Annotated in this window: 26 protein-coding genes; 22 read left to right on the top strand and 4 right to left on the bottom strand. The window is 62.0% G+C overall.

All coding sequences use genetic code 11. From position 1 onward, the window contains the following. Positions 1-114 precede the first annotated feature (114 nt). The 21 genes from ABIB95_RS42555 to ABIB95_RS42455 all read left to right on the top strand — a co-directional run bounded on the left by ABIB95_RS42555 (position 115) and on the right by ABIB95_RS42455 (position 18,573). Positions 115-309, top strand: coding sequence for a transcriptional regulator domain-containing protein (locus tag ABIB95_RS42555; RefSeq protein WP_354248643.1), 195 nt, complete (start codon positions 115-117; stop codon positions 307-309). A gap of 136 nt (positions 310-445) precedes the next feature. Next, positions 446-886: a DUF2285 domain-containing protein gene (locus ABIB95_RS42550; RefSeq protein ID WP_354248641.1), complete on the top strand. Its 441-nt coding sequence runs from the start codon at positions 446-448 to the stop codon at positions 884-886. Positions 887-1,019: 133 nt separating this feature from the next. Beyond that, a complete protein-coding gene (locus tag ABIB95_RS42545; RefSeq protein WP_354248639.1) occupies positions 1,020-1,301 on the top strand; it encodes a helix-turn-helix transcriptional regulator in 282 nt (93 codons plus the stop codon). 22 nt (positions 1,302-1,323) lie between these two features. Then, complete coding sequence (locus tag ABIB95_RS42540; protein WP_354248637.1) at positions 1,324-2,205, top strand: replication initiator protein A; 882 nt, start codon at positions 1,324-1,326, stop codon at positions 2,203-2,205. A 289-nt stretch (positions 2,206-2,494) separates the two neighbouring features. Next, a complete protein-coding gene (locus tag ABIB95_RS42535) occupies positions 2,495-2,959 on the top strand; it encodes a DUF2840 domain-containing protein (protein WP_354248635.1) in 465 nt (154 codons plus the stop codon). Next, on the top strand, positions 2,956-3,468 hold the full coding sequence (locus ABIB95_RS42530; RefSeq protein WP_354248633.1) for a S26 family signal peptidase: 513 nt from the start codon (positions 2,956-2,958) through the stop codon (positions 3,466-3,468). The genes ABIB95_RS42535 and ABIB95_RS42530 overlap by 4 nt, the downstream gene beginning before the upstream one ends. Further along, a complete protein-coding gene (locus ABIB95_RS42525) occupies positions 3,465-4,364 on the top strand; it encodes a lytic transglycosylase domain-containing protein (protein ID WP_354248631.1) in 900 nt (299 codons plus the stop codon). Before ABIB95_RS42530 ends, ABIB95_RS42525 begins: the two co-directional genes overlap by 4 nt. Positions 4,365-4,614: 250 nt before the next feature. Beyond that, positions 4,615-6,378, top strand: a complete 1,764-nt coding sequence (locus tag ABIB95_RS42520) for a relaxase/mobilization nuclease domain-containing protein (protein ID WP_354248629.1) — start codon at positions 4,615-4,617, stop codon at positions 6,376-6,378. Between the two features lie 44 nt (positions 6,379-6,422). After that, positions 6,423-8,411 carry a conjugal transfer protein TraG gene (locus ABIB95_RS42515; protein ID WP_354116544.1) on the top strand — a complete coding sequence of 663 codons (1,989 nt, stop codon included), beginning with the start codon at positions 6,423-6,425 and terminating at the stop codon, positions 8,409-8,411. Positions 8,412-8,415: 4 nt separating this feature from the next. Continuing rightward, positions 8,416-8,841 (top strand): CopG family transcriptional regulator, encoded by a 426-nt coding sequence (locus ABIB95_RS42510; RefSeq protein ID WP_354116543.1) that lies wholly within the window; start codon positions 8,416-8,418, stop codon positions 8,839-8,841. 249 nt (positions 8,842-9,090) lie between these two features. Beyond that, positions 9,091-10,011 carry a P-type conjugative transfer ATPase TrbB gene (trbB, locus tag ABIB95_RS42505; RefSeq protein WP_354116563.1) on the top strand — a complete coding sequence of 307 codons (921 nt, stop codon included), beginning with the start codon at positions 9,091-9,093 and terminating at the stop codon, positions 10,009-10,011. Positions 10,012-10,064: 53 nt separating this feature from the next. Next, positions 10,065-10,337: a TrbC/VirB2 family type IV secretion system protein gene (locus ABIB95_RS42500; RefSeq protein WP_354116562.1), complete on the top strand. Its 273-nt coding sequence runs from the start codon at positions 10,065-10,067 to the stop codon at positions 10,335-10,337. Further along, positions 10,337-10,600 carry a VirB3 family type IV secretion system protein gene (locus ABIB95_RS42495; protein ID WP_044587821.1) on the top strand — a complete coding sequence of 88 codons (264 nt, stop codon included), beginning with the start codon at positions 10,337-10,339 and terminating at the stop codon, positions 10,598-10,600. Before ABIB95_RS42500 ends, ABIB95_RS42495 begins: the two co-directional genes overlap by 1 nt. A gap of 10 nt (positions 10,601-10,610) precedes the next feature. Beyond that, positions 10,611-13,052: a conjugal transfer protein TrbE gene (gene trbE / locus ABIB95_RS42490; RefSeq protein WP_354181677.1), complete on the top strand. Its 2,442-nt coding sequence runs from the start codon at positions 10,611-10,613 to the stop codon at positions 13,050-13,052. Further along, positions 13,049-13,780 (top strand): P-type conjugative transfer protein TrbJ, encoded by a 732-nt coding sequence (trbJ, locus tag ABIB95_RS42485; protein WP_354116561.1) that lies wholly within the window; start codon positions 13,049-13,051, stop codon positions 13,778-13,780. The genes trbE and trbJ overlap by 4 nt, the downstream gene beginning before the upstream one ends. After that, on the top strand, positions 13,780-14,139 hold the full coding sequence (gene trbK-alt / locus ABIB95_RS42480; protein WP_354116541.1) for a putative entry exclusion protein TrbK-alt: 360 nt from the start codon (positions 13,780-13,782) through the stop codon (positions 14,137-14,139). Before trbJ ends, trbK-alt begins: the two co-directional genes overlap by 1 nt. A gap of 3 nt (positions 14,140-14,142) precedes the next feature. Then, positions 14,143-15,396 carry a P-type conjugative transfer protein TrbL gene (gene trbL, locus ABIB95_RS42475; protein WP_354181682.1) on the top strand — a complete coding sequence of 418 codons (1,254 nt, stop codon included), beginning with the start codon at positions 14,143-14,145 and terminating at the stop codon, positions 15,394-15,396. Then, positions 15,396-16,079 (top strand): conjugal transfer protein TrbF, encoded by a 684-nt coding sequence (gene trbF / locus ABIB95_RS42470; protein ID WP_354116539.1) that lies wholly within the window; start codon positions 15,396-15,398, stop codon positions 16,077-16,079. Before trbL ends, trbF begins: the two co-directional genes overlap by 1 nt. A gap of 17 nt (positions 16,080-16,096) precedes the next feature. After that, positions 16,097-17,110 (top strand): P-type conjugative transfer protein TrbG, encoded by a 1,014-nt coding sequence (trbG, locus tag ABIB95_RS42465; protein WP_354248664.1) that lies wholly within the window; start codon positions 16,097-16,099, stop codon positions 17,108-17,110. Next, the gene (locus ABIB95_RS42460; protein ID WP_247457960.1) at positions 17,107-18,321 is read left to right on the top strand and encodes a TraB/TrbI/VirB10 family type IV secretion system protein; all 1,215 of its coding nucleotides are present in this window, start codon (positions 17,107-17,109) and stop codon (positions 18,319-18,321) included. The genes trbG and ABIB95_RS42460 overlap by 4 nt, the downstream gene beginning before the upstream one ends. A gap of 9 nt (positions 18,322-18,330) precedes the next feature. Further along, positions 18,331-18,573: a DUF2274 domain-containing protein gene (locus ABIB95_RS42455; RefSeq protein ID WP_247457959.1), complete on the top strand. Its 243-nt coding sequence runs from the start codon at positions 18,331-18,333 to the stop codon at positions 18,571-18,573. Here the strand turns inward: ABIB95_RS42455 and ABIB95_RS42450 are convergent. The 4 genes from ABIB95_RS42450 to ABIB95_RS42435 form a co-directional block, all read right to left on the bottom strand. Continuing rightward, on the bottom strand, positions 18,546-19,496 hold the full coding sequence (locus ABIB95_RS42450) for a LysR family transcriptional regulator (RefSeq protein WP_346659200.1): 951 nt from the start codon (positions 19,494-19,496) through the stop codon (positions 18,546-18,548). The two genes, ABIB95_RS42455 and ABIB95_RS42450, sit on opposite strands and share 28 nt — an antisense overlap. 202 nt (positions 19,497-19,698) lie before the next feature. Further along, the gene (locus ABIB95_RS42445) at positions 19,699-20,559 is read right to left on the bottom strand and encodes an ABC transporter permease (protein WP_502916699.1); all 861 of its coding nucleotides are present in this window, start codon (positions 20,557-20,559) and stop codon (positions 19,699-19,701) included. Next, on the bottom strand, positions 20,559-21,425 hold the full coding sequence (locus ABIB95_RS42440; protein ID WP_354248626.1) for an ABC transporter permease: 867 nt from the start codon (positions 21,423-21,425) through the stop codon (positions 20,559-20,561). Before ABIB95_RS42440 ends, ABIB95_RS42445 begins: the two co-directional genes overlap by 1 nt. A 3-nt stretch (positions 21,426-21,428) precedes the next feature. Further along, positions 21,429-22,571, bottom strand: a complete 1,143-nt coding sequence (locus ABIB95_RS42435; RefSeq protein WP_354126797.1) for an ABC transporter ATP-binding protein — start codon at positions 22,569-22,571, stop codon at positions 21,429-21,431. 160 nt (positions 22,572-22,731) lie between these two features. Here ABIB95_RS42435 and ABIB95_RS42430 point away from each other — a divergent pair, with 160 nt between their 5' ends. Continuing rightward, a complete protein-coding gene (locus ABIB95_RS42430) occupies positions 22,732-23,418 on the top strand; it encodes a GntR family transcriptional regulator (protein ID WP_247457956.1) in 687 nt (228 codons plus the stop codon). The last annotated feature ends 7 nt before the right edge of the window (positions 23,419-23,425 follow it).

The raw sequence follows: 23,425 nt of genomic DNA, 5'->3' as shown, positions 1-23,425 counted from the left end.
CCGGTGGTCATTCTCATGCACCACGTGGTGCCAAACTAGGGGCTTCCTACAACCGCCTCGTTCATAATTATTGCGCCTCAATCCTTGTTAGCTGCGTGCAATGGGGCGGAAGCAATGCCTGAATTCGACTGGCGGTCGCCGGATTCCTACAAGAGCCTACAAGACGCCGAAATCACCGACATCGCCTGGGAATGTCTTCGTCGTAACGTGGACTATCGACGCGATTACGAAGCGATGATCGCTAGCAGCCCAAATGACGAAGCGACCACGGAGTTCAGGAGGAGGTGGGGCATCTGCTTTCGCCCATGACCCCCAGCGGTCCTTCGACGAGCAGATTATCTTTTGGGCGCCTGAGGTTCTAACGACCGTTGTTCAAGTCACGGTCGCGTCGACTGCCGATCGCAGTTCGGCCTCTCGGCCACTGCACGACCTTACAGCGGGGCAGATGCGCCGCGCAGCCGACGGCTGGCATATCGTGCTTCGCATCGGGGCGATGGATCACTGTGTCTGGTCCAAAGAGCCTCCCGTGCTCGGCGCGTCATACGCAGCCGAATTGCCGTTTGACGGCGATTTGGAAGCTCGCGCGTATGCAGCCCGACGGCTGTGGCGCGCGATGAATGGACGCGCGCCAGGTCCTGCATTTTACAAACTATCTAAACAGCGGCGCGAACGTCTGAGCGCCGCGATCCGTGCGCTCGATGCTCGCAGCGCTGGCGGTAGCTATCGCACTGTCGCCGAAGCGCTGTTCGGCAAAAAGCGCATCCCTGATCGCGCCTGGAAGACGCACGATTTGCGCAATCGAACAGTCCGCCTGGTGCAAGGCGGCCTCGCGTTGGTACGCGGAGGTTACCGCAAACTTCTGCGGCCCGGCCGCAGGGACAAGTAGCCCCTCGGCCGAGGGGTATCGAAAATCATACCCTCATTATTCGGCATCCCCCTCCGAGATCGCGCTTCTCCATGATGACCGCAGACACGCCGGCTCCGCTATGCGCGGTGCGCTGTCACCTTGGAGTTCTCAAATGCCCGATTCGACCGCCGGTCTACCTCCGCGCTTCCTGCGTACACCAGAAGCCGCGCGTTACCTTGGCCTTTCCGGTCGTACGCTGGAAAAGCACCGCACGTACGGCACCGGGCCGACGTATCGGAAGATCGGCGGACGTGTCGTCTACGCCCTGGATGATCTGAAGGCGTGGGCCGATCTCGGCGCCAAGACGTCGACGTCCGACCCCGGGAAGGGGACCGTGCTGCCCGCAAAGAGGCACCCGGTGCTGCGCCCGTATGCGGGCCAGGAACGTCGCTGATCGCCGCGTGAGAGCATTGACCATGCGGCGCAAACACCATTCCGAGCGCGACCAGCTTGAACTCTTTCGGGCGCTGCCCGGCGATCTCGCGCCCCGAGATGCGCAGGATTTAATGGCTTACCCGTTCTTCTCGCTCGCAAAAACAAAGCGGATTGTACCAATCGATTTCCGCGCGGGTACGATCGCAATTCGTGTCGAAGCCGTGCCGGAACACGGCATGGCGACCATCTGGGATGCAGACGTTTTGATCTGGGCCGCGTCCCAGATTGTCGAAGCCCGTGACGCCGGCTTGAAGTCGTCGCGCCTGATGGCTGCAACGCCTTACGAGATACTGACGTTTGTCGGCCGCGGCACCAGCGCGCGCGACTATGACCGGCTGAAGGCGGGTCTCGACAGGTTGCAGTCAACGACGGTGATGACGTCGATCCGTCAGCCGGCAGAACGGCGGCGGCATCGCTTCTCCTGGATCAACGAGTGGAAGGAGACTGCCGATGCTAATGGTCGCCCACTTGGACTCGAGCTGATTTTGCCGGATTGGTTCTATGCGAGCGTCATCGAGGACGCGCTCGTGCTCACGATCGACCGCGCCTACTTCGATCTGACAGGCGGGCTTGAGCGTTGGCTCTACCGGCTCGTGCGCAAACATGGCGGGCGTCAAGATGGTGGCTGGAGCTTTGACCTTGTGCACCTCCATGCCAAGTCCGGCATCCTCTCACCGCTCAAGCATTTTGCTTACGACGTAAGGCAGATCGTTCAGCGCCAGACGCTGCCCGGCTATCAGCTCGTGCTCACACGCGATCCTGATGGCGCCGAGCGGCTGAACTTCGCGCCCGCGCCTGTTGATCCCTTAACGGCACGCCTGCGCCGCCGCGGTCTCGTTCCAAATTCGGAGGACAACCTGTGAATCAGCTCGTGCTATCGGGGACCGCAACCCTCGTGCTATCGGGGACCCAATCCTCGTGCTATCGGGGACCGGAATCGAGCTTAAGAGCTTGCTTCTCCGTGCTTTCCAGCCGCTCTAACTTTACTAACCAGAAATCCTTCGGATTTCTTCTAACGGACCAAGCCGGAAACCGCATCGCAGGCGATTGGCAACCGCGCGCCGTCAATCCTCCTTGTCGGCAGAAGCGGTACAGGTGCTTCACCGCCGCCAATGCTTACGGCTTCCCATTCCCGTCTTCGGGAGCGGCGGCATGAGCGATCTCACCGAAGTGGAAGTGCTGTGGCTCGACAAGCGTATCGAAAACCGCATTCGGTTCGGTCGCATCGTCAAGGAACGGAAGCTTGATCGTCACCGGCGTGTTCTCTCATTCGCGCCCGGCAGCATCTTTGCTTTCGTTCGCTGGACGTCCAATGACTTTGGAACGATCATATCGCGGGTCGACATCTTGCGCGCGGTCGCGCCTGGACAGCGCTGCTCGACCGTCCCTTATGTGACACCCGGTGGAGAGATTCTTCTGCGCCTGTCGGGCTGGCCGAAGGTCGAACGCGTTCTGCAAATGACCGATGCCGTCGAGGCGCTCGGCATCGATCCCGCTGACGTAGCTCCTGATCATTGGCATCACGTTCATAACCGTTTGTCCGTCAACGAGAACCCGCGTCCATATACGAAAGCGCGCCACCAGGCCTGGCTTCACCGTCAGAGGGTAATGCGATGACGGGCCGCCTGAAGATACTGACGACGACGTTTGCGGTTGCTGCCGCGCTCGTCTCCACAATCGCCCTGGAGCCGCTTCCTCGCTACATTTGGAACGCCTCGGCCAGCGTTCCGATCGGTCTCTATAGCGTACGATCGGAGAAGCGCTTCCATGTCACGGAGCTGGTCGCGGTTCAGCCGCCGGAGCCGCTTGCGACCTTTCTCGACCTGAACGGCTATCTGCCGGTCGGCATCCCCATGCTCAAGAGGGTCCTTGCGCTGCCCGGACAGACGGTTTGCAGAAACGGGTTTGCGATTTCGGTTGACGGCATTGAAATGGGCGAGGCGCGCGATCGCGACGGGCGTGGCCGGCCGCTGCCGAAATGGCAGGGTTGTCGCGTGGTCGGCGACGGTGAGCTGTTCCTCATGAACTGGCAGTCGGACGACTCCCTTGACGGCCGATATTTTGGATTCCTACCGGCGTCGGCCGTGATCGGCCGTGCCCTCCCGGTGTGGACGTGGGAGGAATGATCGTGCGTGTTCTGCATTTGCATCCTGCTATTCCTCTGTTCGATCAAGTGCAGGACCATTCCTCCGTCCCGACCAACGATTGCGCAGCCGTCGCGCACAGCGGCGGTCCAGGGCGGCCGGAAGGCCGGCGCGAAGCGGCTTTACCCTGGACGGGCGCGAGCACAGCGGCACGCTTGCGTTTGTTCGAGAGGAGCCTGCTCGCTGTCGTACCGTTGTTCGCTGCGCTGATCGTGAGCAACGTTCCTGCTGTCGCCGAGACGCAACCTGCGGACCACTCAGCAAGGCATGCAACCGGCGATCCATTTGCGGATTTCGTCGAGCAAGCCTCACGTCGCTTCGGCATACCGGAGCGTTGGATACGCACAGTCATAGACGTCGAAAGCGCCGGAGACGTGCGTGCCAGGTCACCGAAAGGCGCCATGGGACTGATGCAGATCATGCCCGAGACGTGGGCAGAGTTACGTCTGCGGTACGACCTCGGCAATGATCCCTACAATCCCCGCGCTAACATTCTTGCGGGGACCTCGTACCTTCGGAAACTGCACGACCGCTACGGCTCACCGGGCTTCCTCGCGGCCTACAATGCGGGACCTGGTCGCTACGAACAACATCGCGCCGGTCGTCCATTGCCGGCTGAGACCCTGGCCTATTTGCAGAAGCTAGCTCCTGTCATCGGTAGCGACATCGCAGCTTCTGGTGCCATCGCGAGTCTGCGGCCACCAGAAGCGACGCTCTTTGTTGTGCGATCTGAAAGTTCGAACACCGCTGACCCGCTGCAGCCTGGGCGTTCGTCAAATCGGGCGCCGACGGCGGCCTCCGTTCACGACATCTCGGCTATCGTGCCACAGGCAACAGGGTTGTTCGTCGCGAGACCTGATGCAGGAGGCTCGCGATGATCGAATGCGCAAGCTGGCATGCCGTGGCGTACATTGGAGAGGAATGGGCGGAAAGGCGAGCACAGCGGGCAGGCACGACAGCAGGACGGCGAGATAAAAGCGGCTCGCCGGTCGAACCACAAGCCATTGGAATGGCTTGGGTTCGGCCGTGCCGGTCGGTCGGGGCGCGTGCCGCGCCTGATGCTTTCGCCAATGAATTCAACAGTGTTTTCGGCACTGTCCGGCGTTCCGCGTTCGTGGAGCCTTTGCCATGAGCGCGGGCGACAGCGATTTACGCGTCCGGCCTGGCCGCATCCGCGGCACGCGAGCGCCAAAGCCTAAGAGCTTCATCAACCAGGTGCTGCGCGCGGCGAAGAAGGCTGGTCACAGCCCTTCGCATGCGGCGGCGGGTAAGCTCTCCCTGCGCTACGGGCGCTCGACCTTCGGGCGTGGCCGGATCAGCTTTAGCCGCAACCGCCTGTTTAGCCCGGCGCGCCGCGTGGTGGTGAAGGCGCGCGTCGTTCGTCACCAGGGACGATCCTTCCGTTCCGCGCCGCTGACCGCCCATCTTTCCTATCTGAAGCGCGACGGCGTCACGCGTAACAGTGAGAAAGCGGTGATGTTCGATGCCGGCAGTGATGGCGCTGACGACGCGGCCTTCGCGGCTCGCTGCAAGGACGACCGGCATCATTTCCGCTTCATCGTCTCGCCCGAGGACGCCGGCGAGATGACCGATCTCATAGCATTCACGCGCGATCTCGCCCGGCAAATGGAAGTCGATCTCGGCACTCAGCTCGATTGGGTCGCCGTCGATCACTGGAACACGGACAACCCGCACGTTCATCTGCTCGTGCGCGGCGTCGATCAGACCGGCGCCGACCTCGTGATCTCACGAGATTACATTAGCCGGGGCCTGCGCTCGCGCGCCGAGGAGTTGGCATCTATCGAGCTTGGTCCCAAGCCCGAGCATGAGATTCGTAACGCCCTGGAAAAGGAGATCACGGCCGAACGCTGGACGCGGCTCGACGTCGAGATCCGAATGGCCGCCGATGAAACCGGCGCCATCGACCTGCGCCCCGAAAATCCCGGCGCGGCCGACCCGGAAATCCGTCGCCTGATGATTGGACGGCTCCAGCATCTGGAGAAGATGGGTCTTGCCGCGCCTGCCGGCCCCGCCGAATGGATGGTCGGACTGGAGGCCGAGCGCAATCTCCGCGACCTCGGCACGCGCGGCGACATCATCAAGACCATGCACCGCGCCTTCACGGAGCGCGGGGAGGCCCGCGGCGTCGCCGACTATATGATCGATAGTGAGAAGCCGGGATCGCCGATCATCGGCCGGCTGGTCGACAAGGGACTTCATAACGAACTGACCGGCGAGGCCTATGCCGTGATCGACGGTACGGACGGACGCGCCCACCATGTCCGCTTCGGGGGCGTTGAGGCCTTCGAGCAGGCGCCGCCGATCGGCGGCATCGTCGAGGTGCGCCGCTTCGGAGGCCCGGACGACCTGCGCCCGATGTTGGTGCTCGCTAACCGCAGCGATTTCGACCTCAACCAGCAGATCACCGCACCTGGGGCGACCTGGATCGACCATCGCCTTGTCGAGCGCGATCCCATGCCGCTCTCCATGGGCGGGTTCGGTCGTGAAGCGCACGACGCCATGCAGGCTCGCGCCGAACATCTCGCAGGCCAAGGGCTCGCCCGGCGGCAGGGTCAGCGCGTCATCATGCAGCGCGATCTCCTCGACACCTTGCGTCGACGCGAACTGGACGCAGTGGGTGCAAAACTCTCAGCCAAGACGGGATTGCCGCACCTGAAGACCGCGACCGGCGAGCATGTGAGCGGCACCTATCGTCAACGCCTGACGCTCGCCTCCGGCCGCATCGCCATGATCGACAACGGCCTGGGCTTCCAGCTCGTGCCCTGGTCGCGCGAGATCGAGAAGAAGCTCGGCCAGCACGTCGCCGGCGACACCAAGGGCGGTGGCGGCATCGAGTGGGCCCTCGGTCGCAAACGAGACCTTGGCTTGTAGCTCCATCGTTTCCACAACGCTTAACCACAAGAAGGACGCCTCCCATGTCCGCGACCAAAATCCTCTGGGGTCAGATCATCGTCGTCTTCCTGATCGTGTTGCTCACGATCTGGGGCGCCACCGAATGGACGGCGTGGCGGCTTGGCTTCCAGCCTGAACTCGGCCAGCCCTGGTTCAAACTCGTCGGGATGCCGGTCTACTATCCGCCGGTCTTCTTCTGGTGGTGGTACATCTACGACGCCTATGCGCCACAGGTCTTCGTCGAGGGCGCCTACATAGCCGCATCCGGCAGCTTCATCTCGATCGCGGCGGCGATCGGCATGTCGGTCTGGCGGGCGCGGGAGGCGAAGAACGTCGAGACCTACGGTTCGGCGCGCTGGGCCGAACTGCGCGAGGTGAAGGCAGCCGGGCTTGTTGGCGCAGATGGCGTCGTGCTCGGCCAGCTCGACCATGACTATCTCCGTCACGACGGCCCGGAGCATGTGCTGTGCTTCGCGCCGACCCGTTCCGGCAAAGGCGTCGGCCTGGTGGTGCCGTCTCTCTTGACCTGGCCAGGCTCGGCGATCGTCCACGACATCAAGGGCGAGAACTGGCAGCTCACCGCGGGCTACCGCGCCAGGCACGGCCGGGTGCTGCTGTTCGATCCGACCAACGCCAAGTCGTCGGCGTACAATCCGCTGCTGGAAGTCCGCCGCGGCGAATGGGAGGTGCGTGACGTCCAGAACGTCGCCGACGTGCTGGTCGACCCGGAGGGATCGCTCGATAAGCGGAACCATTGGGAGAAGACCAGCCATTCACTGCTCGTCGGCGCGATCCTGCATGTCCTCTATGCCGAGGTGGACAAGACACTGGCCGGCGTCGCCGCATTCCTCTCGGATCCAAAGCGGCCGATCGAGTCGACGCTTCAAGCGATGATGACCACGCCGCACCTCGGCGAGCAAGGTCCGCATCCCGTCGTTGCCTCGACCGCGCGCGAGCTGCTGAACAAGTCTGACAATGAACGATCGGGCGTGCTTTCCACCGCCATGTCGTTTCTCGGCCTCTACCGTGATCCCGTCGTCGCCGAGGTCACGTCCCGCTGTGATTGGCGGATTGCCGACCTGATCGCCGATCCGCGGCCCGCGACGCTCTACCTCGTGGTGCCGCCATCCGATATCTCGCGGACCAAGCCGCTGATCCGCCTGGTGCTGAACCAGATCGGCCGCAGGCTCACCGAGGATCTGCATGCGAAGGATCGCCGTCACCGCATCCTGATGATGCTCGACGAGTTCCCAGCACTTGGCCGACTCGATTTCTTCGAATCCGCGCTGGCCTTCATGGCAGGTTACGGCATCAAAAGTTTTCTGATCGCGCAATCGCTGAACCAGATCGAGAAAGCCTATGGCGCCAACAACTCGATCCTCGACAACTGCCATGTCCGCGTCAGCTTTGCCACCAACGACGAGCGCACGGCGAAGCGTGTCTCCGACGCGCTCGGTACAGCGACCGAGATGCGCGCCATGAAGAACTATGCTGGTCACAGGCTGAATCCGTGGCTGGGTCACCTCATGGTCTCGCGGCAGGAGACGGCGAGGTCGCTGCTGACGCCGGGCGAGGTGATGCAGCTCCCGCCCACTGACGAGATCGTCATGGTTGCCGGTACGCCGCCGATCCGGGCGAAGAAAGCTCGCTATTACGAGGATCATCGTTTCACCGAACGGGTGCTGGCGCCGCCTGATCCGGCGAAGTCCGGCCGGTCGTCACGGACGGATGGTTGGTCAGCTCTAACACCGCAGACACCGGACGCCGTACTGCTTGGTGAAATCCAGAAGGCGGAACAGGATGCCGCCAACAGCGGCTTGCGCCGCGAACCCGAGCTCCCCGATCACGTCGCCATCGTCAAGGAGACGACTGATCCGAGGCCTGCGGAAGAGTTCGCCGTTGTGCTCGACGACGAGTCGGACGATGCCGCCAGTCAAGCCCGCATTCTGCGCCAGATGCGCGGTGTCGCCCGCCAGGTCTCGCTCGACCCGAATGATGGCATGGAGTTGTGAGACCATGCGGGACCGGATGAATGTGTATTTCCCGCCGGAGCTTCTGAAGCAGATCGCCGATCTTGCCGACCGCAAGAAGCTGTCTCGATCGGCGATCGTGGAAGCCGCGGTCGCCTCGTTTCTGTCTCCGGATGGGGAGGATCGGCGCGAGGCGGCGTTCACACGCCGTCTCGATCGGCTGTCGCGACAAATGCAGAGGCTGGAGCGGGATGTTGGCCTTACCGCCGAAACACTGGCGTTGTTTGTCCGTTTCTGGCTGACGATCACGCCGCCCTTGCCGAACGATGCGCAGGCTGCCGCCCAGATCAAGGGCCGCGAGCGGTTTGAAGGTTTTATCGAGACCCTTGGCCGCCGCTTACAGAAGGGCCAGAATTTCCTACGCGAGATCCCGGACGACATCGCGAACCAAAAACCGGATGACCGGGGCTGATGGACTTCTCAGAAGCCAGCATCTTCGTGGCCAAGACGTCGATAGCAAAGCCTTAGGTATCACTCATCCCGCCTAGTCTTTCTCTTCCTACGCCAATCTACGATCGCCCTGGGAGCATTGTTGCGCCGGGCCAGTTCCTGCCTTTTCTACTCATCCCCATCTGAGGGCGCTTCTTAAGCGGCCTCTTTGGTGGGGGCGGCGGTGGCAATTCATTCGACTCAAGCAGAGGCGATCTCGCGCGGCGCGCGGATGCTCCGCAGCGCACTTGGCCCAGCTATTGCGCGATACCTGGAGGACGCCTCGATCGTCGAGGTGATGCTCAACCCCGATGGCCGGTTGTGGATCGACCGGCTGTCGAGCGGCTTGATGGACACGGGAGAGACCCTCTCGGCCGCTGACGGAGAACGCATCGTTCGGCTGGTGGCACATCACGTCGGCGCGGAAGTGCATGCTGGTGCGCCGCGCGTTTCCGCTGAATTGCCCGAGACCGGCGAGCGCTTCGAAGGTCTGCTGCCGCCGGTGGTCGCGGCTCCAGCCTTTGCTATCCGCAAGCCAGCGGTCGCCGTGTTCACGCTCGACGACTACGTCGCTGCCGGCATCATGACCTCGGATCAGGCTGAGGCCTTGCGGGGCGCCGTCGCCGCACGCCGAAACATTCTGGTCGCTGGCGGTACCTCCACCGGCAAGACCACGTTGACCAACGCCCTTCTTGCGGAAGTAGCCAAAACCTCCGACCGCGTCGTGCTGATCGAGGATACACGCGAACTGCAGTGCAAGGCGCCGAACCTCGTGGCCTTACGCACCAAGGACGGCGTGGCCTCACTGTCAGATCTCGTGCGGTCGTCGCTTCGTTTGCGACCGGACCGTATCCCCATCGGCGAGGTGCGCGGTGCCGAAGCGCTTGATCTCCTCAAGGCCTGGGGCACCGGCCATCCCGGCGGCGTCGGCACCATCCATGCCGGGACGGCGCTGGGCGCACTGCGCCGGCTCGAGCAACTTATTCAGGAAGCGGTCATCACCGTTCCGCGCGCCCTGATCGCCGAAACCATCAGCATTGTCGCCGTGCTAGCCGGCCGCGGCGCGGATCGTCGTCTCACCGAACTCGCCCGCGTCACCGGGCTCGGACCAGCCGGCGACTACAGTCTTTCACCAGCAGGAGACCAAACATGAGATCTCGATCATCTCTTCTTTCTCTACGCGCCATCTCGCTCACCGCATCAGGCATGGTTCTATTCGTTGCCGCTCCGGCTTGGGCTGCCGGCTCCAACATGCCGTGGGAACAGCCACTCAATCAGATCCTGCAATCGGTCGAGGGGCCCGTCGCCAAGATCATCGCGGTGATCATCATCATCGTCACGGGCCTCACGCTCGCATTCGGCGATTCCTCCGGTGGTTTTCGCCGGTTGATCCAGATCGTGTTCGGCCTCTCGATCGCCTTCGCCGCATCGAGCTTCTTTTTGTCATTCTTTTCGTTCGGCGGTGGGGTCTTGATCTGATGGACGAGCCCGTCGCTGGCTTCGTGGCGCCCGTGCATCGCGCGCTGACCGAACCGATCCTGATGGGTGGCGCGCCCCGGGCGGTCGCCATCGTCAACGGCACGCTCGCAGCCGCCCTTGGTCTCGGTCTGCGGCTCTGGATCGCAGGTCTCTTGCTCTGGGCGATCGGTCATGCGGCCGCGGTGTGGGCTGCCAAGCGTGATCCCGCCTTCGTCGACGTGGTGCGCCGCCATCTGCGCATTCCCGGTCATCTCAGCATTTGAGTTCTCAATCATGATGAATCTTGCCGAATACCGCCGCTCAAACACCCGCCTTGCGGATTTCCTGCCGTGGGCTGCATTGGTCGGGGAGGGCGTCGTCCTCAACAAGGACGGTTCGTTCCAGCGCACCGCAAGGTTCCGCGGACCGGATCTCGACAGCGCAGTGCCCGCCGAACTCGTCGCCGTCGCTGGCCGCCTCAACAGCGCCTTGCGCCGTCTCGGTTCGGGCTGGGCCGTTTTTGTTGAAGCTCAACGCCATGCTGCATTCCGGTATCCGGCAAGCACGTTTCCGGATGTGGCGTCCGCCCTGGTCGATGCCGAGCGAAAAGCCCAGTTCGAGGAGGCGGGAGCTCATTATGAATCGAGCTATTTTCTCACCTTTCTTTATCTGCCGCCGGCTGAGGACGCCGCGCGGGCCGAACGGTTTCTCTACGAGGGCCGCGATCGGACCGAGAACGCCGACGCCCGCGAAGTGTTGCGCGGATTCGTCGACCGCACCGATCGGGTGCTCCAGCTGGTCGAGGGTTTTATGCCCGAATGCGCCTGGCTGGATGACCCTGAGACGCTGACGTATCTGCACTCCTGTGTGTCGACGAAGCGCCACCGCGTTCGGGTGCCCGAGATCCCGATGTATCTCGATGCGCTACTGGCGGATCAGCCGCTGACCGGCGGCCTCGAGCCGATAGTGGGTGCGTCGCATCTGCGCGTTCTCACAGTCGTCGGGTTTCCAACCGCGACGACGCCCGGAATACTCGACGAACTCAATCGTTTGGCATTTCCGTATCGCTGGTCGACGCGCGCGATCATGCTCGACAAGACGGATGCTACGAAATTACTGACGAAGATCCGTCGGCAATGGTTCGCCAAGAGGAAGTCGATCGCCGCCGTCCTCAAAGAGGTGATGACGAACGAGCCATCGACGCTGCTCGATACGGACGCTCACAACAAGGCGATGGACGCCGATGCCGCGCTCCAGGAACTTGGCTCTGACCAAATCGGTGAAGCCTATGTCACGGCGACTGTCACCGTATGGGATGACAACCCACGCGCGGCTGATGAGAAGCTGCGTCTGGTCGAAAAGACGATCCAGGGGCGCGACTTCACCTCGATGACTGAGACGGTGAACGCCGTCGAAGCCTGGCTCGGCAGTTTGCCGGGACACGCCTATGCCAATGTTCGGCAACCGCCGGTCTCGACCCTCAACCTGGCCCATATGATTCCGCTATCGGCGGTTTGGGCCGGCGAGGTGAGAGACCATCACTTCGCAGGCCCGCCTCTGCTGTTCGGAAAGGCCGAGGGGTCGACCCCGTTCCGATTTTCTCTCCACGTCGGGGACGTTGGGCATACGCTGGTGGTTGGCCCGACCGGCGCCGGTAAATCGGTGCTGCTGGCGCTGATGGCGTTGCAGTTCCGCCGCTATCCGGGGTCGCAGATCTTTGCCTTCGATTTCGGTGGATCGATCCGGGCGGCTGCCATCGCCATGGGTGGCGACTGGCATGACTTGGGTGGAGCGCTGTCGGACGATGCGTCTGAACCTGTTGCGCTGCAGCCGCTGGCCTGGATCGACGACCCCTCCGAGCGGGGCTGGGCGACCGACTGGATCGCCGCGATCCTGACGCGGGAAAAGATCGAGATTACGCCGGAGGCCAAGGACCATCTGTGGTCCGCCCTGACGTCACTGGCCTCGGCTCCGATCCAGGAGCGCACCCTGACAGGCTTGTCGGTGCTGCTCCAGTCGAGCGCGCTGAAGCGGGCCTTGCAACCCTATTGCCTGGGAGGACCCTACGGCCGGCTGCTGGATGCCGAACTCGAGCGTCTCGGCGAAGCCTCGGTTCAGGCTTTTGAAACCGAAGGATTGATCGGCACCGGCGCCGCACCTGCGGTGCTTGCCTATCTCTTCCATCGCATTGGAGACCGTCTCGACGGTCAACCTACCTTGTTGATCGTCGATGAAGGCTGGCTTGCACTTGATGACGAGGACTTTGCCGCGCAATTGCGCGAATGGCTGAAGACGTTGCGCAAAAAGAACGCGTCCGTCATCTTCGCGACGCAGTCACTCTCGGACATCGACGTATCAGGCATTGCGCCCGCCATCATTGAGAGCTGTCCGACCCGTATATTGCTGCCGAACGAGCGGGCCATCGAGCCGCAGATCACGGCGATCTATCGTCGTTTTGGTCTCAACGACCGGCAGATCGAGCTGTTGAGCCGGGCAACACCGAAGCGGGACTACTACTGCCAGTCCCGCCGTGGCAACCGGATGTTCGAGCTGGGTCTGGGCGAAGTCGCGCTCGCTTTTACTGCGGCGTCTTCCAAGACCGATCAGGCGGCGATCGAACGCCTGCTCGCAGAACACGGCCGCGACGGCTTCGTGCACGCCTGGCTGCGACATCGCGACGCTTCGTGGGCCACGGATCTGATCCCGAATCTGAGCAATCTGGATCAATCATTATGAGACGTCTTTGCGTTCTTGCGGCGGCGAGTGCTGTCGCGTTGTCGTTTGCTGCGGTGTCGCCGGTATCTGCGCAGTGGATCGTCTTCGATCCGAACAACTATGTCCAGAATGTCCTGACAGCGGCGCGCGAGCTGCAGCAGATCGACAATCAGATCACATCGCTGCAAAATCAGGCGCAGTCACTTATCAATCAGGCGAAGAATCTGGCGAGCCTGCCATATTCGTCGCTACAGCAGCTTCAATCGTCAATTCAGCGCACGCAGCAGTTACTCGCTCAGGCCCAGCGCATTGCCTATGATGTACAGCAGATCGACCGCGCGTTCTCGACCAATTATGCGCCGGCCACCAGCAGCCAATCCAATCTGGCACTCATCACCAACGCCCAATCGCGTTGGCAGAACTCGGTCGCAGCGCTGCAGGACGCCTTGCGTGTGCAGGCGGGCGTTGTCGGCAACCTCGACACTAACCGGACCCAGACGTCGGCGTTGGTGACGTCGAGCCAGGGCGCAAGTGGCGCGCTACAGGCGACACAGGCCGGCAACCAGATCCTCGCACTTCAGGCTCAGCAGCTCGGCGATCTCACGGCGACCGTCGCCGCCCAAGGTAGGGCGCAGAGCCTTGAAGCGGCTCAACGCGCAGCGGCGCAGGATCAGGGCCGCGAGCAGCTGCGACGGTTTCTGACGCCGGGCCAAGGCTATCAATCTTCAAACGTGCAGATGTTTCATTGATGAGTGCGTTCAACAGGTTCAAACGACTGCCGATTGTCGCGGCAGCCGCATCCTTGATGCTGGTGATGGCGGCATGCGCCATCCAGCTCCGCGGTGATGGCGACGAAACGGCGTCAAATTCGGCGGGTCCACAGACCACGAGCACGCTCGCCTCCAGCCTGGCGCGGTGCCGAACGGTCACGTCGGAACAGACGGCAACCTACGACGACTGTCGTCGGATCTGGGCTGAGAACCGACGCCGGTTTTTCGGTCAGGCGAAGAGCACAGCCGCTCCCGATCAATCGTTAGAAATGCCGCCAAAGGATCAGAGCCGGATTCCGCAGGGCTATCCGTCCGCACCTCTTTCGGAGAGCGAGTAAGCCATGACCGGCACCGGCGTGATCGATCAGTTCCTCGATACCTACACCCGCTATATCGATTCTGGCTTCGGCCTTCTGGGCAGCGAAGTTGGATTTCTTGCGACGACACTGGCCGCCATCGACATTACACTCGCGGCTTTGTTCTGGAGCTGGGGGACTGATGACGATCTAATCGCACGGCTCGTCAAAAAGACTCTGTTTGTCGGGGTCTTCGCTTACCTGATCGGCAACTGGAATAATCTTGCCCGTATCGTGTTCGAGAGTTTTGCCGGTCTCGGGCTGAAAGCCTCCGGTACAGGCCTGTCATCCGCGGACTTCCTGCGGCCAGGGCGGATCGCCCAGGTTGGCCTCGATGCCGGCCGGCCGATCCTCGACTCGATCTCTGGTCTGATGGGTTACATCAGCTTTTTCGAAAACTTCGTCCAGATCGTCGTCCTGCTGTTCGCCTGGGTCGTAGTGCTCCTCGCCTTCTTCATTCTGGCGATCCAGCTCTTCGTGACACTTATCGAGTTCAAGCTGACGACACTCGCCGGCTTCGTGCTGATTCCCTTCGGTCTGTTCGGCAAGACCGCATTTGCGGCGGAGCGTGTGCTCGGTAACGTCGTCTCGTCAGGCATCAAAGTCCTGGTTCTTGCCGTCATTGTTGGCATCGGCTCGACGCTGTTCTCTCAATTCACGTCTGGGTTCAACGGCGGACAGCCGACCATCGAAGACGCTATGGCGCTGGTGCTGGCGGCGCTATCGCTGCTCGGTCTCGGCATTTTCGGTCCTGGGATCGCTAACGGCCTGGTGTCCGGCGGACCTCAACTCGGCGCGGGTGCCGCGGTCGGGACCGGACTTGCAGCGGGCGGCATTGTTGTCGCGGGCGCTGGCTTGGCTGCGGGCGGAGCCGGGCTTGCCGGAGGAGCGATAGCAGGAACCGCGCGAGGTGGCGCCGCGCTTACAAGCGGTGCGTCCGCAGCTTATCGCAGTGGCGGCCTGAGCGGTGTCGCCGATGCCGGGCTCTCGGCAGTGGCAAGCCCGCTGCGTCGGGCCGCGGCAACTCTCAGTAACAGCGCTCAATCGGCTGGGCAGGCGCCAACCGCAGGGGGCGCCGAGACCGGGAACACCGCGCCGGATAGTCCGCCCGATTGGGCGCGGCGCATGAAGCGTGCCCAGACCGTCAGCCATGGCACATCAGCCGTCACCCATGCCGTTCGCTCGGGCGACCATGGCGGAGGCGGCGCATCGATTGATCTCTCTGAAGGAAACCACTGATGTTTAAACGTCCATCCGTTCACTACGGCCGCACACCTGAGCCGGTCACGCCCTATCAAAAGGCAGCGCAAGTCTGGGACGACCGTATCGGGTCAGCCCGCGTGCAGGCAAAAAACTGGCGATTGATGGCATTCGGATGCCTCGCGCTGTCGACGGGTCTCGCCGGCAGCCTTGTCTGGCAATCGACTCAAGGCACGATTACGCCCTGGGTGGTCGAGGTCGATCGTCTTGGCCAGGCACAGCGAGTGGCACCGGCCAATACAGACTACCAGCCGACAGACCCGCAGATCGCCTACCACCTGGCGCGATTCATCGAGGATGTCCGGGGCCTGCCGGCTGACGCCATCGTGCTGCGTCAGAATTGGCTGCGGGCCTACGACTTCACGACCGATCGTGGGGCCACCGCTCTCAATGACTATGCCCGCACCAACGATCCCTTTGCCAGGCTCGGCAAAGTGCAGGTCTCGGTCGAGGTATCGAGCGTTATTCGCGCGTCGATGGAGAGTTTTCGGGTGGCGTGGGTTCAACGCGCCTACGACAACGGATCTCTCAGTTCAACCGAGCGCTGGACTGCCATTCTCAGCGTCGTGATCGAGACGCCGCGCGATGCCGATCGGCTGCGCAAGAATCCCCTCGGCGTCTACGTCCACGCCATCAACTGGTCGAAGGAGCTTGGGCAGTGAATACGATATTTCGCAATATGGCTTCTCCGCGCCGTGCTTCATGCGCTCGCTCCGTCACATTCAGATCGGAAGGTCTGGCGTTCCGAAAGGCGATACTTCCGGCACTGCTGCTTTGCGCTTCGGCTTTGTGTGGTTGCTCCACATTCGAGCCGCCCGAGATCAGCTACGACAGTGATGTTCCGCCATTGCCTCCGCCGCCGGTGCCTGCCGACGACAAGCCGCAGCCGCTTCATGTCCCGCCACTCTGGAAACCGGCCCTTGGCGGTAAGTCCGGTAGTAAGGAGGAGACCGAGCCGGTGAACCGGGTCGAGGCGGCGAACAGTGCGGCTCGGGTCGAGCCCCGCAAGAAGGGATATTTAAACGCAGCGCAGGTCTACGCCTACAGTCCGGGTGCGCTGTACCAGGTTTACGCCGCGCCCGGACAGATCACCGACATCGCGCTTGAGGAGGGCGAACAACTCACGGGGTCCGGTCCGGTCGCGGCAGGCGATACCGTTCGTTGGGTGGTCGGCGATACCGAAAGCGGCAGCACAGATACCCGCCGCGTCCATATTCTGGTGAAGCCCACGCGCGCTTCGATCGAAACCAATCTCGTCGTCAACACCGATCGGCGCACCTACCTGATCGAGCTACGCTCCCGCGAGAAACCTTATATGCCTTCAGTCGCCTGGTATTATCCGGAGGACCGGCCGGGCAGGGTGCGGCCCGTGGCTTTGACGCCAGTGTTGCCCGATCCGACGCAGCGTCGTTTCCGCTATGCCATTGAGGGCGACGGTCCGCCCTGGCGGCCGCTGACCGCCTATGACGACGGCCGCAAGGTCTATATCGAGTTTCCGCAGGGCATCGTTCAAGGCGAGATGCCGCCTCTCTTCGTCATTGGCCATGACGGCAAGACCGAGATCGTGAATTACCGCGCCTACGGCAACGTCCTGATCGTCGATCGGCTCTTTGCGGCCGCGGAGTTGCGGCTCGGTGGCGAGCACCAGCAGAAAGTCCGGATTGTCCGGACCAATGGGAGGTCGTCGTCATGAGCACCCTTCAGAGCGATGACACTAACGAGCAGCCCGGCGAGCCGAACAGGTCGGAAGAATTGGCGCACGGGTTCCGGTTGAGGGCAGATCACCCCCGCGTCACGCGGCTGTCCCGTAAGGTCCTTGCGGGAGGAACCGCCGTTGCATTGGTTCTTGTTGGCGGTGCCGTGCTTTGGGCTCTCCAAAACAACCGCTCCCGCGGGACCGCGCCGGACGAACTCTACAGCACCGATCATCATAACGTCGCTGATGGCCTCGCCGGATTGCCGCGGGACTATGCTGCCGTTCCGCGTCAGGTGCCCTCGCTGGGCCCACCGCTTCCTGGTGATCTCGGCCGGCCAATCCTTGCCGCTCAGGGACAGCCGCCAACCACAACCACGACTGGCTTCGATCAGGAGCAGCAGCGCCGCGACCAGGAGATCGAAGCTGCGCGCGTGAGCCGTTTGTTCGCCTCCACCAATATTCGCGAGACGATGCCCGCTGCGGCCCAGGCTTCGAGCGTGGACCGAGCCGCTCCATCGTCCAAGCCGGGAACTGACGACGGCTTTGCGCAGAACGGCCAGGATCGCAAACTTGCCTTCGTCAATGCGTCGGTCGATCGCCGTACCACAAGCCCGGATCGCGTCACGAAACCAGCTTCGCCGTATGTGGTTCAGGCAGGGACGGTTATTCCGGGAGCTCTCATTACCGGCATTCGCTCAGATCTGCCCGGGCAGATCACGGCGCAAGTGACCGAGAATGTTTTTGACACACCCTCCGGTCGCTTGCTGCTGATCCCGCAGGGAGCCCGTTTGATCGGAACCTATGACAGCCAGATCGCATTCGGTCAGTCACGCGTACTGCTGGTCTGGACACGCTTGATCATGCCGAACGGCCGTTCGATCGTGCTCGAACGCCAACCAGGCGCGGATTCAGGCGGCTATGCTGGCCTGGAAGACGAAGTCGACAATCATTGGGACGCTCTCTTCAAGGCGGCACTCCTGTCTACGTTACTGGCAGTCGGCAGCGAAGTGGGAGCCGGCTCCGACACCGGCAACAACGGTGACATCATCCAAGCCCTTCGCCGCGGATCGAGCGATAGCCTAAATCAGACTGGCCAAAAGATTGTTCAACGCAATCTCAACATCCAGCCAACGCTAACCATCAGGCCGGGTTTCCCGGTTCGCGTGATCGTCAATCGCGACCTCGTATTAGAGCCTTACAGAGGGTGAGGAATGAAGATGGCCAAACTCAAGATTGGGGCGCTTCCAAATGACAAGCCTGTCAAGGTCACCGTTGAATTGCCGGCTGCCGTGCATCGAGATCTCGTCGCCTATGCGAAAGCCCTTGCAGGCGAATCCGGCCAATCCGTCGCCGACCCGAGTAAGCTGGTCGCGCCGATGCTGGCGCGGTTCATGGCAACAGACCGGGGATTTGCAAAGCTACGGCGCACCGGTCACTCTCCGACGGAAGGGGAGGAATAGCGCTCGCCCAGCAGCTTGAGAAGCTGCTTCAGGGCGGGGTTTCCGTTGTCGGCGCGCCATTCTGCGAAAAAGTCCAGGCGGCTCGCGCCGGATCCGTCGCGCAATTCGCGATAGGTCAATCCGGCGAAACGCGCGCCGGTGTCTGATTCCGTGACGAGACTGACACCGAGTCCCATGCTGGTCAGACTCTTGATGATGCCGCGGCCGACATCGTGTCGTTCGATCTTGGGTCTGTCTGCCGGAGCTACGAGCTTCGAAATCAGGAAATCCTCGAGCTCGCGTCCCGGGTCCTGCTGACTGAGGAGAATGGTTTCGTGTCGCAGATCTGTCCATAGGACAAACTCGCGTGTGGATAAGGCATGATCCTCAGGCAATGAAATCAGAATCTGTTCACTCCAGAGTGACAGGATATTATCGTTTGAGCAGGGCTGGCGTCCCGGGCAGATGACGATATCAACTGTTCCGTCTCGAAGCGCATTCATCAAGCGAATTCGCGAGCGTTCAACTGTCGCTAGCTCGATCTTGGGAAAGCGCTCCTTGAATTCGATCAGAGTGGCGCGCAGGTTTCCTGCGGAGATCGAGGTGCAGAAGCCTATCGACACACGCCCGGCTTTCCCCTGCCTGTTAGATCTTGCTGTCTCTACGAGCGCGTCAATCTCCTCCAGGACCAAGTTTGCGATCTTCAGAACGCCTCGGCCAGCAAACGTGGGCCTTACTCCTCCGGCAGAACGCTCGAACAATGTGGCTCCAATTAGATGCTCAAGCTGACTGATCGAGCGGCTCAAGACTGAATGTCGAACCGAGAGCATGTCCGCGGCACGCCGAAGACTTCCACAGTTATTGGCGGCCACGGCAAACCGAAGATGTTGCAATTCGATCGCCGAGGTCCTTGACGCATTTCGTAGGCTGTCCGTTTTGCCCATCTCCGACATTCTCTGAATAATCCCGACGCATTCTGCTTGGGTCGGTGCGTGTTGCGCTCTTAGCTCTCCAAGAAAAATCGACTTCGTTTAGAAGAGGATTGCACCCCCGATCCTACCCATGAGCATGTACTTGAACTCGGCGAATTCCTCGATGCCGCGGGAGGGGCGCTCCTGGCACGCTCGCGTACATGCGTCTGATGGTCTAGCTCTCGCTATTCGCGCTACGCGACCGAATCCACTCGACCCCTCCCATCAGGACGAGGGACAGAACGACCATCACCGTCGCGGCTGCGGCAACGATAGGCGTCAGATTGTAGTCGATATCTTCGAAGAGCTTTCGCGTAATCGTCTTGCCCTCGACGCCGGAAATGAACAAGGCGACCGTCGCCTCATCGAAGGAAGCCAGAAAGGCGAAAACCGCGCCGGCCGCGACCCCAGGAGCGATGTTGGGCAGCACCACATGCCAGAATGCCTGGGCGCGGGACGCACCGCAATTCAATGCGGCGAGTTCGAGGGCAGGATCGATCCGCTGCAGCGCGGCGGACACCGTCATCATGACATAGGGGACCGAGAGCATTGTGTGCGCGATTGCGAAGCCGACAAAGTTGCCCGTTAGACCGAGCGGCGCGAAGACGAGGTAGAGCGCGACGGCCAGCACAATGTGGGGAACGATCAACGGCGCCAAGGTAAGCGCCTGCAGGGCACGGGCACCCGGAAGATTGCCACGCACGACTGCGAAGGAGGCCAGCGTGCCGATCACCGTCGCCGACGCGGTCGTCGCCAGCGCGATCCGCAGGCTGAACCAAGTTGCGCTCATCCACTCCGCATTGGCGAAATAGGCCCGGTACCATTTTAGCGTAAGGCCTTGTGGTGGAAATTGGATATAGGAGGCTTCGCCCAGCGACATCGGAATGACGATGAGGGTCGGCAAGAGCAGGAAGATCAATACGAGGCCGGCGAACCCGTTCAGGAGCGATCGACCGATCGCGGGCGACAATGCTGGATTAGATGATAGGACGGGTGCCAGCGCCCCTGCGGGGGTCGTTTCAAACAAGGTCGACATCAGGCACCTTTTCCAAAGCGGAGGAACCGCTTGAATGCGCCGACGAGGCCGAGCGTCACCACGAGTAGAACACCGGCCAAAGCCCCGGCGAAAGGCCAGTTGAGCAATTCCGTGGTCTGCTGACCGATCAAGGTTGCGATGGTCAGGTTCTGCGGGCCGCCCACCAAGGCCGGCGTGACGTAGAAGCCAAGCGACAGGATGAAGACCATGGTCGCCCCTGCATAGACGCCGGGCAGGCTAAGCGGCAGCGTGACGGCCAAGAAACTGGTCCAGGGTCCGGCGCCGAGATTCCTCGCCGCGCGATCGAGCTCAGGTGGAGTCGAGCGCAGAGAGGAGAAGATCGGTAGGATCATGTAGGGCATGAGCACATGCGTCATCGCGACGATGACCGCCCCCTCGGTGTAGATCAGCTTCAGTGGCTGATTGATCAGCCCCCAACTCAGCAGCGCGTTGTTGACGATCCCCGTCCTCTGCAGCAGCACGATCCAAGCGTAGGAGCGGACGAGCACGCTGGTCCAAAGCGGAATCAGGACGCAGGCCGCGACCAGCATCGCGGCGCGCGTGCCGAGCCGCGACATCACCAGTGCCACGGGATAGCCCAGCAGAAAGGCCAGAAGCGTAACGATCGCGGCCGTCTGGACGGTGTGCAGGAATATTCGCAGGAAGATCGGCTCCTGGGCGATGCGCAGATACTGCTCCGCCGTCGGCGTCGGCGTGAAGATGCTGCCCAGCAGCAGTTTCGCGACCGGCAGGAGAAAAGCGAACCCCAGCAGCAGGACGAGCGGCAGCGCGAGAACGAGCGAGGCGGGGCGGGAGAGCTGGCCGGCCACCAAGCGTTCTGCGTCGGCGATTGTCGTGTTCGCCATGGCTTAGGCCTCGCGCGCGAAGACACGAACGGCGGCCGGGTCCAGCCGTACGAAAGTCCGCCCGCGTGGCGTGACGCCGCTGTCCCGATGGGAGGATGGAACCTGGATCTGGAGCTGCGTTCCGTCTTCCGTCCGAACAATCAGCGTTCGATGCGGACCGAGGAAGATCGAGGTTTCGATCTCGCCCGCTATGGCTCGTTCGCCTTCGTCCGTTGGGCTCAGACTTTCTGGCCTGGCCGCGATCCGCACGGAGCGTCCAACGGCGACTTCCTCGCGCCCACCGATTTGAGACCGTGCGACATCGAATGTCTGTCCCGAGATCGCGATCTCGATGCGGCAATCGTCGAGCCCAGTTACGACCCCGTTGAGGAAATTCATCTTGCCAATGAAGTCGGCGACGAAGCTGCTGCTGGGCTCGTGATAGAGCGAGACAGGGCTGCCGAGTTGCTGGATGCGCCCCTTGTCCATGACCGCAATCCGGTCGGACATTGTCAGCGCCTCTTCCTGATCATGTGTCACGTAGATGATCGTGACGCCCAGGCTGGCGTGCAGCGTCTTGATTTCGATCTGAAGTTCTTCGCGTAGTTTCTTGTCGAGAGCACCGAGCGGTTCATCCATGAGAAGGACCGGCGGCTGGAAGACCAAGGCGCGCGCCACCGCCACACGCTGCTGCTGGCCACCCGAAAGCTGGGCGGGCATGCGGCCACAGTAATTCTGAAGCCGGACACGCGAGAGCGCCTGCTCGACCAAGCGAGCGATTTCGTCCTTCCTCACGCCCCGCATTTTGAGCGGAAACGCGACGTTCTGTGCCACGCTCATATGCGGAAACAGGGCGTAGCGCTGGAAGACCATTCCGATTCCGCGCTTATTGGGTGAAACATGGGTCAGATCCCGGCCGCCCAAGGTGATCGACCCCGAACTCGGCATCTCGAATCCCGCAAGCATCATCAACAGAGTCGTTTTGCCCGAGCCGGAGGGGCCGAGCAGAGAAAGGAATTCCCCGGCCTCAACGTGGAGATCGACACAATCGACACCGACGATCGGTCCGAACCGTTTCGAAACGCCTTGGATGGCGATAGCCTCGCCTTTGAGTGAATTCAGGCTCTGGTGCCTGTTTGAGGCATCGCTGTTGGACATGGCGATCATAATCACTCTTTGAATCCCTGAGAGGCACTTCGCCGGCCGGGAACGGTCGCCCGATATCCAGATTTTGATATTTGGTGTATCATTCCTGCGGCTTTGTCAAGGCACTGGCGGTCGAGGGGAGCCAGGGCTATTTGATGCATCACGCAACAAGAGGCTTTCCATGTCGGAGTATCTGCTCGCCGGTGTCGTCACTCCTATCGCCCGGCAATCCAATCTCGGAGAGCTCACCTATGATCGCCTGAAGGCGATCATCGTCTCCGGCGCCTTCCCGCCTGACGAGAAGCTGACGGTGCGGTCAGTCGCGGCCGCGCTGGGGGTCAGCACCACTCCAGCACGGGACGCCATCAACCGGCTCTTATCGGAGGGAGCTCTCATCAATGAAGGCCCCAAGACGGTCGTCCTGCCATCTCTGACACTAGAAGCGCTCGACGAGATCACCGCCACGCGGCTCGCCCTGGAAGGTTTGGCCGCCGACCGCTCTGTTTTGGCAGTGGCTCCTGCCGACATTGAGGGGCTCGAACGGATGCAGGTGGCGATCAATGCCGGGTTGGATTCTGCCGACTATCGCCAGGTCCTTAAGGTCAACCGCGAGTTCCATTTCCTGATCTACCGGTTGTCAGGCTGGCCGCGACTGGTCGCGATGATCGAATCCCTTTGGCTGCGTGTCGGTCCTTCGCTAAACGAGCTTTACCCCGGCTTCGCCATGAATCGGCGAGGCGTTGCCAATCATATGGCCGCTATGCAGGGCCTGCGTGCCAAGGATGGTGCCACGGTCAAGTCCGCCATGGAACAAGACATCCGTGATGGTTACGTGCAGCTCAAGCTTATGATCGAGGCCCGTCGCTAAGCTGGGC

The sequence above is a fragment of the Bradyrhizobium sp. LA2.1 genome, assembly GCF_040547725.1.
Lineage (GTDB): Bacteria > Pseudomonadota > Alphaproteobacteria > Rhizobiales > Xanthobacteraceae > Bradyrhizobium > Bradyrhizobium barranii.
Note: the sequence above shows the minus strand (reverse complement) of the source record. Positions and strands in the feature narration are given on the sequence as shown.